The following is a 16,144-nucleotide window of genomic DNA, read 5'->3' on the forward strand; positions in this document are numbered from 1 at the left end:
TGATGGGGGAGCGGGCCCCCGGCCCGCCTGCCGCCCGGCGCCCGACGGTAAACTCGACTCTCGTGAACTCCTCGGAACCGGTCGACGTCGCCCTCATCGGTGGGGGCATCATGAGTGCCACCCTCGGTGCACTCCTCACCAAGCTCCAGCCCGACTGGACCATCGCCGCCTACGAGCGCCTGGGCGACGTGGCGCAGGAGTCGTCGAACCCCTGGAACAACGCGGGCACCGGCCACGCCGCCCTCTGCGAGCTGAACTACATGCCCGAGGCGGCCGACGGCTCCGTCGATCCCGCCAAGGCGATCCAGATCAACGAGCAGTTCCAGATCTCCCGCCAGTTCTGGTCGAGCCTGGTCGAGGCCGGTGACATCCGCGAGCCCTCGAGCTTCATCAACTCCGCCCCGCACATGACCTTCGTGCACGGCGAGGCCAACGTCGAGTACCTCCGCAAGCGCTACGAGGCGCTGAAGGACCAGCCGCTCTTCGCCGGCATGGAGTTCACCGAGAGCACGAAGACCATCCACGAGTGGGCGCCCCTGCTGATGGAGCAGCGCCCCGCCGGTGGCGGCCCCTACGCCGCCACGCGCATCCCGGCCGGCACCGACGTCGACTTCGGCGCCCTCACCCACCAGCTCTTCGACCACGTCGTCGCGCACGGCGGCACCCTCGACACCGGCCACGAGGTCACCGGGATCACCCGGCAGAAGGACGGCACCTGGCGCCTGGACCTCAAGCAGAAGGTCGGCGGCACCCCCAAGAAGGTCGTCGCCCGCTTCGTGTTCGTCGGGGCCGGCGGCGGTGCCCTGCACCTCCTGCAGAAGTCGGGCATCCCCGAGATCAAGGGCTTCGGCGGCTTCCCCATCTCCGGCCAGTTCCTCCGGACCGACAACCCGGCGATCGTGGCCCGGCACCAGGCGAAGGTCTACGGCAAGGCCGCCGTCGGCGCCCCGCCGATGTCGGTCCCGCACCTCGACACCCGCGTCGTCGACGGCCAGGCGTCGCTGCTGTTCGGCCCGTACGCCGGCTTCACGCCCAAGTTCCTCAAGCGCGGCTCCTGGCTCGACCTGCCGCTCTCGATCCGCCCGCACAACATCGGCCCGATGCTCGCCGTCGCCCGCGACAACCTCGACCTGATGAAGTACCTGCTCGGCGAGGTCCTGGCGGGCCGCGACAAGAAGATGAAGGCTCTGCGCGAGTTCCTGCCCACCGCCCGCTCGGAGGACTGGTACCTCATCACCGCGGGTCAGCGCGTCCAGGTGATGAAGAAGGACGAGAAGAAGGGCGGCGTGCTGCAGTTCGGCACCGAGGTCATCACCGGCGCGGACGGCACGATCGCCGGCCTGCTCGGCGCCTCGCCCGGGGCCTCGACGGCGGTGCCGATCATGCTCGACATCGTCAAGCGCTGCTTCCCCGACCGGATGAAGGCCTGGGAGCCGCGGATCCGCTCGCTCGTGCCGAGCTACGGCTCCACGCTCAACGACGCCCCGGAGACGGCGGAGCGCACCGTCGCCGCGACCTCCGAGGCGCTCGCGCTCCGCGCCTCGGTCTGAGCACCGAGGGCGGGATGAGCACGCTGATCGAGTAGCCCGCACAGCGGGCGTGTCGAGATCCACCGTCCTCAGAAGACGGGTCTGAAGACCCGCCCTGCTGAGGACGGTGGGTCTCGATACGCCCCTGCGGGGCTACTCGACCAGCATGGATCCATCGGAATGTTCGAACACATGTTCTAATGGACGCATGAGGTGGAGCGGGCAGGCGATCGGCGCGGCGGACGAGGCCGCGCTCCCGGGCCTGGTCAAGCTCACCGAGCTCGTCCGGACCGTCCGCACCCCGGAGTTCGACGGCATCACCTTCTACGAGGTGCTCGCGAAGTCGGCGCTGAACCGGGTGCACTCCTCGTCGAAGATGCCGTTCGGCTGGACGATCAACCCGATGCGCGGCTGCACGCACGCCTGCACCTACTGCTTCGCCCGGCCCACGCACGAGTACCTCGAGTTCGACGGCGGCAGCGACTTCGATTCGCAGATCGTCGTCAAGGTGAACGTCGCCGAGGTGCTCGCCCGCGAGCTCGCCCGTCCCAGCTGGGAGCGCCACCCGGTCGCGCTCGGCACGAACACGGACCCGTACCAGCGCGCGGAGGGCCGCTACCGGCTGATGCCCGGCATCATCGCCGCGCTCGCCGCCTCCGGCACCCCGCTGTCGATCCTCACCAAGGGGTCGCTGCTCCGGCGCGACCTGCCGCTGCTGCGCGAGGCGGCTGAGCACGTGCCCGTCGACCTCGGCGTCTCGATCGCCGTGTTCGACGAGGACCTGCAGCGCTCGATCGAGCCCGGCGCGCCGACCGCCGCGGCCCGGCTGGCGACCGTCACCGCCGCGAGGGAGGCGGGCTTCGAGTGCTCGGTCTTCCTGATGCCGATCCTGCCGTTCCTCACCGACACCCGCGCCCACCTCGACGCCTCGCTCCGCGCCTGCCGCGAGGCGGGAGCGAGCACGATCATGTACTCCACGCTCTACCTCAAGCCCGGAGTGAAGGAGTGGTTCCTCCAGTGGCTCGCGCAGGAGCACCCGGAGCTGCTCGACCGCTACCGGTCCCTCTATCCCGGGCGCTCCGCCTACGCGCCGGTCGAGTACCGCCGCTGGCTGTCCGCGCGGATCCGGCCGCTGATGCGCGACCACCGGCTGGAGGAGGGCGAGGCCGACCCGGCGACGGGCTCGATGCGGTCCTCGGCGCTCGGCCCGATCGCGCGGGGGGCCTCGGCGCTCGCCTCGCTCGGCACGCTCCGGACGCTCGGCGGCGAGCACGGCCGACCGCAGGACGGCGAGGCGGGCACGCGGCACGACGGCCTCCGGAACGGCGGTCTGATCCTCCGCGAGCTGGGCGAGGACGGGGCCTCGGTCCTGCCCGGGGTCGGCCAGCCGACGCTGTTCTGAGGCCGCCGCGGTCGTCCGCGTCCCCGCGGCTAGGATCGTCGCATGCTCCCTCGCCCCGGTGAGCCGACGTCCGGCTCCTCCGCCCGGGCCGCGGAGGTCCGCACGGCGGAGACCCGGTCCGCCGAGATCCGGTCCGCCGAGACCAGGTCGGCGGAGACCCGGTCCGCCGAGACCCCGCCCGCCGAGGGAGCCGCCCGGCCGGTCCGGCTCGGCATCCTCGACGACCACGAGCTGCTCCTGGACAGCATGAGCAGCTGGATCGCCGCCAACGCGCCCGACTTCGAGCTCGTGGTGAGCGCCGGCACCTGGATGGAGCTGGTCACCAGCACCGTGTTCCCGACCCAGGTGGTCCTGATGGACTTCGAGCTGAGCGAGCCGATCTCGATCGAGGCGCGGATCCGCACCTGTCGAGCCGCCGGAGCGACCGTGATCGTCCTCGCCGAGCACGAGGACGAGGAGATCCGCGAGCGCTCGCTGCGGGCGGGGGCCGCGCGGCACCTCACGAAGGCGCAGTCGATGCAGGACGTGATGGAGGCGGCGCGCTCGGCGATGGCCATGCGCTCGACCGCCGGATCCGCCTCGCAGTGGCGCCCCCTCCCGATCGGCGTGGCCGCCCAGCAGCGGCCCCGGCTGAGCGCAGGGGAGCTGGAGGCGCTGCGCCTCTACGTGGCCGGCGCCAGCACTCCCGAGGTCGCCGCCAGGATGAACGTGCAGTTCGAGACGGCGAAGACCTACCTCCGCCGCGTCCGGCAGAAGTACGTGAAGGTCGGTCGGCCGGCCGGCCGGCGCGCCGATCTGATCCGCCGGGCCGCGGAGGACGGCTTCCTCGAGTGACCGCGACGATCACGACGGCGACGACCACGACGACCACGACGACGACCACGGCCGCGCACGGCGCGACCCGCGGGTGCAGCCCGCGACCGAGCAGAGACAGGATCTGATGGCGAAGCTCTACTTCCGCTACGGAGCGATGAACAGCGGCAAGAGCACCTCGCTCCTGCAGGCCGCGCACAACTACGAGGAGCGCGGGCACCGGGTGCTGCTCGCGAAGCCCGCGGTCGACACCAAGGGCGAGGAGCTCATCGTGTCGCGGCTCGGCGTGACCCGTCCGGTGGACATCCTGTTCGAGCCCGACGGCGATCCGATCGCGGTCTTCTCCGCCGCGCGGGCGCGCGTCCTCGCCGAGACGGCCCGCGACGTCAGTGCGCTGCTCGTCGACGAGGCGCAGTTCCTGCCCGAGTCGCACGTCGACGATCTGCTCCGGATCGCGATCCTGGAGAACGTGCCCGTCCTCGCCTACGGCATCCGGACCGACTTCCGGACCGCCGCGTTCCCCGGCAGCAGGCGGCTCCTCGAGATCGCGCACAGCCTCGAGGAGCTGAAGACGATCTGCCGCTGCGGCCGGAAGGCGATCTTCAACGGCCGGGTCGTGGACGGCCGGTTCGTCTTCGACGGCGACCAGGTCGCGATCGACGGAGCCGAGGTCACCTACGAATCGCTCTGCGGTTCCTGCTACCTCCAGGAGAGCCGCGGGCGGCTGCGCGGCTAGCAGTGCCGAGATGTGCTCATCCTGCGTGACCCATCCGAAACAAGGATGTGGGTAGCCTTGCGGGCGTGACATCACCGGAAACGCATCCAGGCCTTCCGACGCCGCACGCGCGGCCGGGGGGATCGACGGCGACGCAGGGGACCCCGCCCAAGCGCCGTCCGTCCTGGGAGCAGGACTACCGCCGGCGTCTTCTCGCCACCGACGTGATCGCGATCCTCGTCTCGGTCTTCGGCACGCAGCTGTTCTGGTTCGACCTCGACCTGAACTCCGACGTGGGCTTCAACAACCCCGTCGACATCGCCGTCAGCTACACCTGGGTCTCGGTCGTGCTCTCGATCGGCTGGCTCCTCGCCCTGCAGGTCTTCGACACCCGCGACCGCCGCATCGTCGGCACCGGCTACGTCGAGTACCGGCGGATCGTCGACTCCTCGATCTGGCTCTTCGGCATCGTCGCGATCATCGCCTACCTCCTGCAGATCCTGCTGGCGCGCGGCTACATCATCACGGCGTTCCCCGCCGGGATCCTGCTGATCTGCGTCGGCCGCCTCGTCTGGCGCTCCTGGCTCACCCGCCAGCGCAAGGTCGGCCGCTTCTCCAGCCAGGTCGTCCTGCTCGGCTCCCGCGCGAGCGTGCTGCACACGGCGCGCGAGCTGCGCCGCGGCACCGAGGCCGGCTACAAGCTGGTCGGGGCGGTCTCCACCTCCGTCGGCGGCGCCGAGGCGCTCACGAGCGAGGCGGAGCTGGCGGGTCTCTCGCTGCACGGCTTCTCCGGGATCGACGGCGTGCGCGCGGTGATGGACGCGACCGGCGCCGACACCGTCGTGGTCACGAGCTCCGACGAGCTCGCGCCCCAGCGGATCCGCGAGCTCAGCTGGACCCTCGAGCCCGGTCGCGAGCACCTGGTGGTGGCGCCGAGCCTCACCGACATCGGCGGTCCGCGCATCCACACCCGTCCGGTCGCCGGACTCCCGCTGATCCACGTCGAGACCCCGCGCTTCGACGGCCGGCAGCGCTTCGCCAAGCGGCTGTTCGACATCGCCGCGTCGACGATGCTGATCATCCTCAGCGCGCCCGTGCTGATCGTCGTCGCCGTGCTGGTGAAGACGACGAGCCCGGGTCCGATCCTGTTCCGGCAGGAGCGCATCGGGCTGAACGGCTCGACCTTCGAGATGCTCAAGTTCCGCTCGATGGTGGTGGACGCCGAGGCGCGCCTGGCCGAGCTGGCCGCGCAGCAGCGCGACGAGGGCAACAGCATCCTCTTCAAGATGGCGAAGGACCCCCGGGTCACCAAGGTCGGCACCGTCCTGCGCCGCTTCAGCCTCGACGAGCTGCCGCAGTTCCTCAACGTCTTCCGCGGCGACATGTCGCTGATCGGCCCCCGCCCGCCGCTGGCCCGCGAGGTCGAGCAGTACGAGGAGCACGTGCACCGCCGCTTCCTGATGAAGCCCGGCATCACCGGCCTCTGGCAGGTCAGCGGCCGCTCGAACCTCTCGTGGGAGGACACCGTCCGCCTCGACCTCTACTACGTCGAGAACTGGTCGATGACCGGTGACATCGTCATCCTCTTCAAGACCGCGCGCGCGGTCCTGGCGAGGGACGGGGCCTATTGACCGGCGCGGACCGGACGGGCGCCGAGCCCGCCGGCGCGGAGAAGACCCCGTCGCGGAGCCTGTCGCTCGCGATCCTGGAGGTGCCCTTCCGCGTCGAGCTCGGTCCCGGGCTCTCGGACGAGGACGTCGCGCGGATCACGAGCAGCTGGCAGTCCTGCGCGGCTGAGGACACCGCCGAGGCCCGCGTGATCTCCGCCGACGTCCTCGGCCCGGCCGCGAGCACCGGCGCCGGCGTCCGGGTCCAGGCGCACTCCGTCGCTCAGCTGGAGGAGTCGCTCACCTCGACGCTCACGCTCGAGGCCATCGGGGAGCGCCGCGCGGAGCTGCTCATGCTGCACGCCTGCGGGGTCGCCGCTGACGACGGCCGCGTCCTCGCGTTCGTGGCCGCCTCCGGCACCGGGAAGACGACCGCCTCGCGGGTGCTGGGCGCGCGCTTCGGCTACGTCACCGACGAGACGGTCGCCGTCACTCCCGAGGGCGGCGTGCTGCCCTACCCGAAGCCGCTGTCGGTGAAGCCCCTGACCGGCAGCGCGCCGAAGGCGCAGCTCTCGCCGGTCGACCTCGGACTGCGCCCCCTCCCGCAGGCGCCGCTCGTGCTGGCGGGCGTCGTGCTGCTCGATCGCCGCGACGGCGTCGACGAGCCCCGCCTCGAGCAGGTCGATCCGACCGACGCGATCGACGACCTGGTCCCGCAGACCTCCTACCTCGCCTCCCGCCCGAGGGCGCTCTGGGACCTGGTTCGCACGCTCGCCTCCGTCGGTGGCGTGAAACGACTGGTCTACTCCGAGGCGGAGGGCGTGCTCCCCCTGGTGGACGGCCTGCTCGCCGCCACCCAGGAGCCGGCACCGTCGATCTGGGACGAGGTCCTCGCTCTGCCGATCGACGTGGAGGACGCGGCGGGAGACGGGTCGGTCCGCCGTGCGCGCGTCGACGACGCGCTCCTGCTGCCCAGCGGCGAGGTCCTCGTCTTCCGCGAGAACACGGTGATCCGGCTCGCCGGCATCGGTCCGACGGTGTGGCGCGCCGCCGGCGACGGCGTCGATCAGCCCGCCCTCGTCGCCGCGGTCCTGGCCGAGCTCGGCGGTCCGCCGGAGGGGATCGATGCGGCCGCCGCCGTGTCCGCGGCCGTCGACGAACTGCGCGGTCTCGGCGTGATCACGAGCGGTGCTCCGCCCCGGCCAGCCCCGGAAGGGGTGCACGCCTGACCGGTCCGGAAACGGGCCCGTCATACCGGCGTGCAACAATTCTGAAGCCCGTCTCCGGCGCTCGCCGCTCGGTCCGAACCAGTGAAGGAACTTGACACTGTGGAACTTAGAGACGTCCTGCGACTTCTCCGCACGCACTGGCTCGCCCTCGTCGCGGCCGTGCTCCTGGGCACTCTGGTGGCCTACGGCTGGTCGCTGACCCAGAAGCCGCGCTACGCGGCCGAGGCGCAGGGACTCGTCTCCGCGGCGGTCGCCGACGCCGGAGGCGACCCGAGCCAGGCGATCTACCTCCGCCAGATCGCCGACTCGGTCGCGAAGTCGAGCACCCTGACCTACGTGCCGATCGCGAAGTCGCGGAACGTCGCCGAGATCGTCATCGCCAACCTCGGCCTCGACGTGAGCGCGGAGTCCCTCATCACCGCGGTCCAGGTCACCCCGGACCCGGAGTCGCCGATCCTCGACGTGCGCGCGACGGCGTCCACCCCCGAGGGCGCGCGAACCCTCGCCGACGCCTGGATCGACGCGATCGCGATCCGCATCCAGCAGGTCAACGAGGAGTCCGGGGCCGGCGACACCGTCAGCCTCGCCGGCGTCCAGTCGGCCGCTCTGCCGTCCGCGCCCGAGTTCCCGAACGTGCGCCTCGTGCTCGGCGTCGGCGCGCTGGCCGGTCTCGTGCTCGGCCTCGTCTACGCCTTCGTCCGCAACACCCTCGACCGCCGGATCCGGACCGCCGAGGTGGTCGAGCGCCTGTTCGACCTCCCCGTGGTCGGCACGCTCCCGATCGACAAGCGGCTGAACGAGACCAACCGCATCGTGCCCGAGGCGGACACGACCGACTACGTGAAGTCCGACGGCAAGCACGCTCTCGCCGAGGCGCTGCGCGAGCTGCGCACGAACCTCCAGTTCATGAACGTCGACAGCCCGCCGCGGATCATCGTCGTCACCAGTCCGCTGCCCTCCGACGGCAAGTCGACCGTGACCGCGAACCTCGCCGTCACGCTCGCCGCCTCCGGGCAGCGCACCGTCGTCGTCGACGGCGACCTCCGCAAGCCCACCGTGGCGAAGTCCTTCGGTCTCGTCCCCGGCGTCGGCCTCACCGACCTGCTGATCGGCAAGGCCGAGCTGCAGGACGTGCTCCAGCCCTGGGGCCCCTCGGGCAACCTCTGGATCCTCGGCGCCGGCTCGATCCCGCCGAACCCGAGCGAGCTGCTCGGCTCGAACGGGATGGACATCCTCCTGCACGAGATCGCCCGCGAGGCGATCGTCATCGTGGACGCCCCGCCGCTGCTGCCCGTCACCGACGGCGCGATCCTCACCGCCCGCACCGACGGCGCCCTCGTCGTCATCTCGGCCGGCCGGACCACGACGGACGAGCTCGGCAAGGCGATCCAGAACCTCGAGCGGGTCAGCGGCCACACCCTCGGTGTGATCCTCAACCGCGTCCCCCCGCGCGGGCAGGTCGGCCGCGGCTACGGCTACTACTACACGAGCTACTACGGCTCGCAGAAGTCGGGCGCCCGCCCCGACGCGGCGGCCCAACCGGCCCCCGCACCGGCCCCGTCCGCGGTCTGAGCGGTCGAGGATGACGTTCCCGGGTGACGACGGCCTGCGGCGCGCCCGGCGCGGCTGGCGTCCCGGTGAGGCGGCCACGCCGTCCTCGGCCCCGGTCTTCACCGTCCTCGCGGTCTGCACCGGCAACATCTGCCGCTCGCCGATGGCGGAGCAGCTCCTGCGGGCCGAGCTCGGCGATCTGACCGGTCCGACCGGAGCGGCGCTCCTCGCCTTCCGCAGCGCAGGCGTGCAGACCCGCGACGGCTACCCGATGGAGCCGACCTCGGCCCGCCTCTCGACCGAGCTCGGCGGCGACACCTCGAGCCACCTCAGCGCGAAGCTCACCGAGGCCGTCGCGGGGGAGGCGGACCTGATGCTCGCCATGACCCGCGAGCACCTCGTCGACGCGTCGCGGCGGCACCCGCCGCTTCTGCTGCGCGGCTTCACCCTCCGCGAGTTCGCCCACGTGCTGCCCTTCGTCCTCGCCGAGGTGCCGATCCCGGAGGTCGAGGACCCCGCTGCGCGGCTGCGCGCCGTGGTCCGCCTGGCCGCCGCGAACCGCGGTCGAGCGCCCCGCGGGGACGGCGACGACATCGACGATCCGATCGGCCGCAGCGAGAGCACCCACGTCCGCGTCGCTCAGGAGATCGCCGCGGCCGTCCACGACATCTCCCGGGATCTGAGAGCATTGGCGCGGAGCTGACCTCGCGCGCGCCGCGCGGGCTCCCTCTGCTCCACCTGTTCCTCCCTCACGCAGTCGCCGACGCGACATCGACCCGCCTACGATTCGGAGAAATCCCGTGAAGCTTTCTGTCATTGGTTGCGGCTACCTCGGAGCCGTCCACGCCGCCGCGATGGCCGAGCTCGGCCATGACGTCATCGGCATCGACGTCGACCCGGGGAAGATCGAGGCCCTCTCGGCCGGCACCGCTCCGTTCTTCGAGCCGGGTCTGCCCGAGCTCCTCTCCAAGGGCGTGGCCTCGGGCCGCCTCCGCTTCTCGACCGACACGGCCGACGCCGCCGACGCCTCGGTGCACTTCATCGCGGTCGGCACGCCGCAGAAGAAGGGCGAGAACGCCGCCGACATGACCTACGTCGACGCCGCGATCGACGGGATCCTGCCGCTGCTGACGGCGGACTCGCTCGTCGTCGGCAAGTCGACCGTCCCGGTCGGCACCGCCGCCCGCCTCGCCGAGCGGATCGCCGCCAGCGGCGCGACGCTCGCCTGGAACCCGGAGTTCCTCCGCGAGGGCTTCGCCGTCGAGGACACGATCAGCCCCGACCGCCTCGTCTACGGCGTGCCCGCGGGTGCGGCCGGCGAGGCCGCGAAGGCGACCCTCGACGAGGTCTACGCGACGGCTCTGGCCGCCGAGACCCCGCTGGTGGTCACCGACTACGCGACCGCCGAGCTCGTCAAGGTCTCGGCCAACGCCTTCCTCGCCACCAAGATCTCGTTCATCAACGCGATCGCCGAGATCGCGGAGGTCACCGGCGCCGACGTCACGCAGCTCGCCGACGCGATCGGCTACGACGTGCGCATCGGCCGCCGCTTCCTCAACGCCGGCATCGGCTTCGGCGGCGGCTGCCTGCCCAAGGACATCCGCGCCTTCTCGGCCCGCGCGGACGAGCTCGGCGTCGGGGACTCGGTCGCCTTCCTCAAGGAGGTCGACGCGATCAACCTGCGCCGCCGCCAGCGCGTCGTCGACCTCGTCACCGAGGGCCTCGGCGGCTCGGTCGAGGGCAAGAGGATCGCCGTGCTCGGCCTCGCCTTCAAGCCGGAGTCGGACGACGTCCGCGACTCGCCGTCGCTCGACGTCGCCACGCGCTTCCACGACCTGGGCGCCGAGGTCGTCGCGACCGACCCGGAGGCGATCGAGAACGCGCGCCGCCGCTACCCCGACATCACCTACACGACCGACATCGACGAGGCCCTGCGCGGCGCCGACGCCGTCGTGGTCGTCACCGAGTGGAAGCAGTTCCGCGCGATCGACCCCGCCGCCGCCGGCGAGAAGGTGGCCGGGAAGCTCGTGGTCGACGGCCGCAACTGCCTCGACCAGGACGCCTGGCGCGCCGCCGGCTGGGAGTACCGCGGCCTCGGCCGCTGATCCTCCCTCACCGGTCCCCGAGCCGCTGATCGTCCGCCGCTGTCGAGCGGTCGCCGGTCAGCGACGCTCCGACCGGGGCGGGACCGCTGGATCCTCGACGACGCCGGAGGCGCCGTGGAGCGGGACGCGCGCAGGAGCGCCGTCCGGTTCCGCGGCCCTCCGGCGTCGTCGTGCCAGGAGCAGGCCGCGCAGGAGGGCCCCGATCGCCGCGCCGACCGCGGCGCCAATCGTGTTCGCCAGCACGTCGTGCAGGTCGGCGTGGCGCTGCGCGAGCAGCAGGAGCTGCACGGCCTCGACGGCGGTGCTGGTCAGCATGCCGAGCAGGACGGCGAGCCAGGCCCTGCGCGCAGGCAGGTGCAGTGCGGCGAGCAGCCCCAGGGGGACGAACAGCAGCACGTTCGCCGCCGCCTCGATGCGGGTGTAGTCGAGGAGCTCGAGCCCCTCACGTCGCGGCCTGTCGAGGATCTGCCGGAGCTCGTCCGTGCGCCCTCCGTCGACGGGGGTGGGCCAGAAGACGACGGCCGCGAGGACCAGGGCGTAGACGATCGCCGCGAGGACGGTGAGGCGGGTCAGCGATCGGGGCACGGTGCTCGTCTCGGCGAGGGTCGCCGCGGCGACGGGAGGGAGCGCGTCGACGGCGAGCGCGAGAGCGTCCCAGTCTTCCCGGCGCGCTCGCGGTGCGTCGGCGATGGCGCCGGATCGTCGACGCGATGGCGCCGTCCGTGCGGTCCCGTCCGGCTGCGCCCCGGGAACGACGATGCCCGGGAACGCAGACGCCCGGAAGCGCAGACGCCCGGAAGCGCAGAAGCCCGGGAACGCAGACGCCCGGGAACGCAGAAGCCCGGCCCGGATCATCGATCCTGGCCGGGCTTCTCACCGGTCGGGGTAGCGGGATTCGAACCCACGACCTCCTCGTCCCGAACGAGGCGCGCTACCAAGCTGCGCCACACCCCGGTGGACTCTTCGCGGTGAACCGCTCACGAGCCTCGTCAATAGTAGCCGATTTCGGCGGCGGTGTCGGACACCCGCCGTGATGCCGGGCGAGGGCTGCTCAGGCCACCGGCTCGAGCGTCACCAGGCTGACCTCGGGGCGGCAGGCGAAGCGCACCGGCGCGTAGATCGAGGTGCCGACCCCGGCGGAGACGTTCAGGTGCGCGCTGCGCAGGCCGTTGTCCCAGCTGGAGAACCCGGAGACCTTGTCCCGCGGGATGTCGCAGTTGGTCACCAGCGCGCCGAAGCCGGGCACGCAGACCTGCCCGCCGTGGGTGTGGCCTGCGAGGATCACCTCGGCGCCGCGGGCGACGAAGTCGTCCAGGACGCGCTGGTAGGGCGCGTGCGCGACGCCGATGCTGACGCCGGCCGGCTCGTCCTCCGACGCCCGCAGCTCGTCGACGGCGCCCGCCACGAGGTCGATCCGGTCGAGGCCGATGTGCGGGTCGTCCACGCCGAACAGCTCGACCCGGGTGCCGCGGACGTCGAGGCTGGTCGCCGTGTTGTTGAGGTCCTGCCAGCCGAGCTCGTCGGTGAAGAAGCCCGTCAGCGCCCGGGTGTCGAGGTCGCTGGCGTTGCGCGCGGGGTTCTTCGACGGGCCGCGGAAGTAGCGCAGCGGGTTCTTCACCCGCGGGCCGAAGTAGTCGTTCGAGCCGTTGACGAAGACGCCGGGGACGCCGGCGAAGGGCTCGAGTGCCCGGCGGATGCCGAGGACGCCGTCGCGGTGGCCCAGGTTGTCCCCGGTGTCGACGACCAGATCGGGCGCCAGGGCGGTGAGCGAGCGGATCCAGTCCTGCTTCTTCGTCTGCCACGGCGCCATGTGCAGGTCGGAGACGTGCAGGATCCGCAGCGGAGCCGAGCCCGCGGGGAGCACGGGGACGGGCACGTGGCGGACGGTGAACAGCGTCCGCTCGATCGCGATGCCCCAGACGGCGGCGGCGCTCCCGACGGCGGCGACGGCCGCGAGGGCCGTGGTGAGGGGGCGAGCGCTGCGTCCGGTCATGGATCCTTCTCTCGTCGGGGGCGGGGCGCGGGAGCGACCGCGTACAGTCTGCCCGACGCGGCGCGGGGGACGACCCGGCGTCAGCCGCCGGGCGGCGGGGTGGACGGACCGGCGCTGATCTGCAGTGCGATCGGGGCCCCGCGGGTGAGGCGGGAGCCGGCCGGCGGGTTCGTCTGCGCGACCGAGCCCGCGGGTCGGTCGGAGGGCACGCGGTTAGGGTCGACCGTCACGACGAAGCCGAGCTCGCGCAGACGGGCGGTGGCGGCGGCGGGGTTCTGGCCGGTCACCTCGGGCACCGCCTGCTGCGGCGCGTCGACGAGCGACTGCTCGGGTGAGGGGAAGGCCGATCCGCCGTACTTCTGGTCGGCGACGCGCATGATCCGCGGCCAGATCTGGTGGCGCACCTGGCCGGCGTTGACCCGATTGAGGCTGAAGCCGCGCATCGAGGTGAAGCCGCTGACGTTGCCGACCCAGGTCGCCGTGGCCACCTCGGTGCTCGCGCCGACCATCCAGGTGTGCACGGCGTTGTCGGTGGTGCCGGTCTTGCCGATGTGCGGGACGCCGGTGCCGGTCGCGGAGGCCCGGCCGGTGCCGCCCGTCATCACCTGCTGGAGGGCGAAGTCCGCGGTCGCGGCGACCTGCTCGGACATGCCCTGCGTGCAGGTGCTCGCGGGCGGCGCGACATCGGCGCCGCCGCGGTCGACGATCCGGTCGATCGCGATCGGCGTGCAGACCGTGCCCTTGTTGGCGAAGCCCGCGAAGGCGGTCGCCATCGTCAGCGGCGCGATCTCGTTGGTGCCGAGGATGGTCGGCGCGAACTTCTGCAGCTCGGTGCCGTCGGCGCGGTGCACGCCCATCGCGAGCGCGGTGTTCCGGATGCCGCAGAGGTCGAGCTGCTGCGCCATCGCGGCGAAGCCGGTGTTGATCGAGCCCTTGGTCGCGTCGAGCGCGGAGTAGACGCCGCCGTTGCCGCCCTCGTCGTTCTTGGGGTCCCAGCTGTCGCCGTAGTAGGTGCCGTCGGGCTCGCAGCTGTCGCGGAAGGTCGTGTAGGCGCGACGGGTGCCGTCGACGGTCTCGTTCAGCGCGCGGCCCTCCTGCAGCCATTCGGCGAGGGTGAAGACCTTGTAGGTGGAGCCGACCTGGAAGCCGCTGGAGCCGCCGTAGCCGAAGTCGGTGCTGTAGTTGACGCTGGTGTAGTTGGCGCCGGTGACGTCGGGGTCGTTCGAGTAGTCCTTGTTCTGGGTCATCGCGAGGATGCGCCCCGTGCCGACCTCGACCGAGACGCTCGCGCTGCCGATGTTCACCCGCGCCATCGACTTCGGCACCCAGTCCTCGGTGGCCGCGACCGCCGCCTCCTGCAGGTCGGAGTCGAGGGTCGTGTAGATCTGGTAGCCGCCGCGCTTGAAGGTCGCGTCGCGCTCGTCCTGGCTCGCGCCGAAGGCGTCGTCGTTCTTGATCACCCAGGTCACGTAGTCGCAGAAGTAGGCGGCGATGCCGGCGGTCTGGCAGCCGGTGCTCGGCTCGGTGATCACGGGGACGACCGGCGTCGAGGCGGCCTCGCCGATCTGCTCCGGGGTGACCTTCGACTCGATCCCCATCCGGGTGAGGATGTAGTTGCGGCGGTTGAGCGTCTCGGGGTAGCCCTCGACGGCGAGGTTCGCCGGGTCGTCGGGGCGGTCGAAGCGGAACTTCTCCGGGTTGTTGACGATCGCGATGAGGGCGGCCGACTGGGCGAGGGTGAGGTCGCGCGCGCTGGTGTCGAAGTAGTAGCGCGCCGCCGCCTCGATCCCGTAGACCGTGCCGCCGAAGAGCGCGATGTTGAGGTAGCCGAGCAGGATGTCGTTCTTCGGGTACTCCTTCTCGAGCCCGATCGAGAGCCGCATCTCGGCGACCTTGCGCTCGGCGGTGGTCTCCGTGGCCTCGCGGTAGGCGGCGTCGCGCTCGATCGGGTCCGAGAGCGCCTCCGCCTTCTGCACGAGCACGTTCTTGACGTACTGCTGCGTGATCGACGAGCCGCCCTGCACGTTGCCGCCCGAGGCGACCGTGGCGGCGGCGCGGATCGTGCCGAGCAGGTCGATGCCGCCGTGCTCGTAGAAGCGCGGGTCCTCCGAGGCGACGACCGCGTCCTTCACGAACGGCGAGATGTCGTCCCAGCCGACCTCGACGCGGTTCTGCGCGTAGAACGAGGCGAGGAGCACGTCCCCGCCGTTCGCGTCCTTCGCGTAGACGTCGCTCTTCTCGGCGAGCGTGCCGATCTCGAGGTACTCGGGGAGGTTGTCGAACATCGTCACCGTGTTGTTCGCCGCCATGCCTCCGAGTGCGATCGCCGGGGTGACCGACGCCGCGACGAGGACTCCGGCGATGACGCTCATGGCGACGATCCCGATCAGTCCTCCGACCGCGGCGCCGATGGACGTGACGACCCTGTTCCCGACTGCCCCCGACATAGAATCAGCGTAACCGCCGCTCCTGACACGGGACGCGGCTCGACCCGCCGGCGCCGACTCCTCCGGGTGCGGTCCGCCTGGCATCCGCACCCCTGCCTCACGAGGAGAGCCATGTCCGTCCCCCGCTGGGAATACATCACGACGCCGCTGATGATCCACAACACCACCGCGATCCTGAACACCTGGGGCTCCGAGGGCTGGGAGCTCGTGCAGATCGTCACCGGGCCCGAGGGCGGGCTCGTGGCCTACCTCAAGCGCCCTGTCGCCGAGGCCGGCGCGTGATCGCCGAGCGCCTGGCCGAGCTGGGCATCGAGCTCCCCGCGGTCGCGGTGCCGGCCGGCGCCTACATCCCGGCCGTGGTCGAGGGGAACCTGGTCTTCACGGCCGGGCAGATCCCGTTCGTCGACGGCGCACTGCCGGCGACCGGGAAGGTCGGCGCGGGCGTCGAGCCCGAGGTCGCGAAGGACCTGGCCCGCGTCTGCGCGCTGAACGCTCTGGCCGCGATCGCCGACGTCATCGGCTCGCTCGACCGGGTGACCCGGATCGTCAAGGTCACCGGCTTCGTCGCCTCCGCGCCGGGCTTCAACGGCCAGCCCGGCGTGATCAACGGGGCCTCCGAGGTGCTCGGCGACGTCTTCGGCGAGGCGGGCAGGCACGCGCGCTCGGCCGTCGGCGTGGCGGAGCTGCCGCTCGACGCTCCGGTCGAGGTCGAGCTGATCGTCGCGTTCGCCTGATCCGGGCCCCGGCCCGAAC

The 16,144-nt window shown here is 71.9% G+C and carries 14 protein-coding genes and 1 tRNA gene; 11 read left to right on the forward strand and 4 right to left on the reverse strand.

Features of this window, described 5'->3' with window-relative positions; all coding sequences use genetic code 11:
* Positions 1 to 2: 2 nt before the first annotated feature.
* From HRK28_RS11955 to HRK28_RS11995, 9 genes are all read left to right on the forward strand, one after another.
* The gene (locus HRK28_RS11955) at positions 3 to 1,550 is read left to right on the forward strand and encodes a malate:quinone oxidoreductase (RefSeq protein WP_123705213.1); all 1,548 of its coding nucleotides are present in this window, start codon (positions 3 to 5) and stop codon (positions 1,548 to 1,550) included.
* A gap of 187 nt (positions 1,551 to 1,737) precedes the next feature.
* Entirely contained in the window at positions 1,738 to 2,931 is a 1,194-nt protein-coding gene (locus tag HRK28_RS11960; protein ID WP_160090519.1) for an Rv2578c family radical SAM protein, read from the forward strand.
* 42 nt (positions 2,932 to 2,973) lie between these two features.
* Positions 2,974 to 3,765: a response regulator transcription factor gene (locus HRK28_RS11965; protein WP_254304741.1), complete on the forward strand. Its 792-nt coding sequence runs from the start codon at positions 2,974 to 2,976 to the stop codon at positions 3,763 to 3,765.
* 106 nt (positions 3,766 to 3,871) lie between these two features.
* Positions 3,872 to 4,480, forward strand: a complete 609-nt coding sequence (locus HRK28_RS11970; RefSeq protein ID WP_160090518.1) for a thymidine kinase — start codon at positions 3,872 to 3,874, stop codon at positions 4,478 to 4,480.
* A gap of 65 nt (positions 4,481 to 4,545) precedes the next feature.
* Positions 4,546 to 6,090 carry a sugar transferase gene (locus HRK28_RS11975; RefSeq protein ID WP_244231658.1) on the forward strand — a complete coding sequence of 515 codons (1,545 nt, stop codon included), beginning with the start codon at positions 4,546 to 4,548 and terminating at the stop codon, positions 6,088 to 6,090.
* Complete coding sequence (locus HRK28_RS11980; RefSeq protein WP_173251685.1) at positions 6,087 to 7,295, forward strand: hypothetical protein; 1,209 nt, start codon at positions 6,087 to 6,089, stop codon at positions 7,293 to 7,295. The genes HRK28_RS11975 and HRK28_RS11980 overlap by 4 nt, the downstream gene beginning before the upstream one ends.
* 99 nt (positions 7,296 to 7,394) lie before the next feature.
* Positions 7,395 to 8,867: a polysaccharide biosynthesis tyrosine autokinase gene (locus HRK28_RS20850; protein WP_244231657.1), complete on the forward strand. Its 1,473-nt coding sequence runs from the start codon at positions 7,395 to 7,397 to the stop codon at positions 8,865 to 8,867.
* 10 nt (positions 8,868 to 8,877) lie between these two features.
* Positions 8,878 to 9,549 (forward strand): low molecular weight phosphatase family protein, encoded by a 672-nt coding sequence (locus tag HRK28_RS11990; RefSeq protein WP_173251687.1) that lies wholly within the window; start codon positions 8,878 to 8,880, stop codon positions 9,547 to 9,549.
* A 97-nt stretch (positions 9,550 to 9,646) separates the two neighbouring features.
* A complete protein-coding gene (locus HRK28_RS11995) occupies positions 9,647 to 10,951 on the forward strand; it encodes a UDP-glucose/GDP-mannose dehydrogenase family protein (RefSeq protein ID WP_173251688.1) in 1,305 nt (434 codons plus the stop codon).
* A 57-nt stretch (positions 10,952 to 11,008) separates the two neighbouring features.
* Here the strand turns inward: HRK28_RS11995 and HRK28_RS12000 are convergent, their stop codons facing one another.
* The 4 genes from HRK28_RS12000 to HRK28_RS12015 all read right to left on the reverse strand — a co-directional run bounded on the left by HRK28_RS12000 (position 11,009) and on the right by HRK28_RS12015 (position 15,391).
* On the reverse strand, positions 11,009 to 11,536 hold the full coding sequence (locus HRK28_RS12000) for a VanZ family protein (protein ID WP_173251690.1): 528 nt from the start codon (positions 11,534 to 11,536) through the stop codon (positions 11,009 to 11,011).
* Positions 11,537 to 11,831: 295 nt separating this feature from the next.
* Positions 11,832 to 11,905, reverse strand: a tRNA-Pro gene (locus tag HRK28_RS12005).
* 97 nt (positions 11,906 to 12,002) lie between these two features.
* The gene (locus HRK28_RS12010) at positions 12,003 to 12,944 is read right to left on the reverse strand and encodes a metallophosphoesterase (RefSeq protein WP_160090512.1); all 942 of its coding nucleotides are present in this window, start codon (positions 12,942 to 12,944) and stop codon (positions 12,003 to 12,005) included.
* 80 nt (positions 12,945 to 13,024) lie between these two features.
* Positions 13,025 to 15,391, reverse strand: a complete 2,367-nt coding sequence (locus tag HRK28_RS12015; RefSeq protein ID WP_160090511.1) for a transglycosylase domain-containing protein — start codon at positions 15,389 to 15,391, stop codon at positions 13,025 to 13,027.
* Between the two features lie 111 nt (positions 15,392 to 15,502).
* Here HRK28_RS12015 and HRK28_RS12020 point away from each other — a divergent pair, with 111 nt between their 5' ends.
* Both HRK28_RS12020 and HRK28_RS12025 read left to right on the forward strand, forming a co-directional pair.
* A complete protein-coding gene (locus tag HRK28_RS12020; protein WP_164861113.1) occupies positions 15,503 to 15,673 on the forward strand; it encodes a hypothetical protein in 171 nt (56 codons plus the stop codon).
* Positions 15,670 to 16,125 carry a RidA family protein gene (locus HRK28_RS12025; RefSeq protein WP_208543677.1) on the forward strand — a complete coding sequence of 152 codons (456 nt, stop codon included), beginning with the start codon at positions 15,670 to 15,672 and terminating at the stop codon, positions 16,123 to 16,125. Before HRK28_RS12020 ends, HRK28_RS12025 begins: the two co-directional genes overlap by 4 nt.
* Positions 16,126 to 16,144 lie beyond the last annotated feature (19 nt).

The sequence above is a fragment of the Rathayibacter sp. VKM Ac-2835 genome (genome assembly GCF_013266705.1).
GTDB lineage: Bacteria > Actinomycetota > Actinomycetes > Actinomycetales > Microbacteriaceae > Rathayibacter.

Excerpts from the sequence above, each read along its gene's own strand:
- HRK28_RS11990 (WP_173251687.1), top strand. The coding sequence starts at position 8,878 with ATGACGTTCCCGGGTGACGACGGCCTGCGGCGCGCCCGGCGCGGCTGG.
- HRK28_RS12010 (WP_160090512.1), bottom strand. The coding sequence starts at position 12,944 with ATGACCGGACGCAGCGCTCGCCCCCTCACCACGGCCCTCGCGGCCGTC.
- HRK28_RS11970 (WP_160090518.1), top strand. The coding sequence starts at position 3,872 with ATGGCGAAGCTCTACTTCCGCTACGGAGCGATGAACAGCGGCAAGAGC.
- HRK28_RS11960 (WP_160090519.1), top strand. The coding sequence starts at position 1,738 with ATGAGGTGGAGCGGGCAGGCGATCGGCGCGGCGGACGAGGCCGCGCTC.
- HRK28_RS11965 (WP_254304741.1), top strand. The coding sequence starts at position 2,974 with ATGCTCCCTCGCCCCGGTGAGCCGACGTCCGGCTCCTCCGCCCGGGCC.
- HRK28_RS12015 (WP_160090511.1), bottom strand. The coding sequence starts at position 15,391 with ATGTCGGGGGCAGTCGGGAACAGGGTCGTCACGTCCATCGGCGCCGCG.
- HRK28_RS11955 (WP_123705213.1), top strand. The coding sequence starts at position 3 with ATGGGGGAGCGGGCCCCCGGCCCGCCTGCCGCCCGGCGCCCGACGGTA.
- HRK28_RS12020 (WP_164861113.1), top strand. The coding sequence starts at position 15,503 with ATGTCCGTCCCCCGCTGGGAATACATCACGACGCCGCTGATGATCCAC.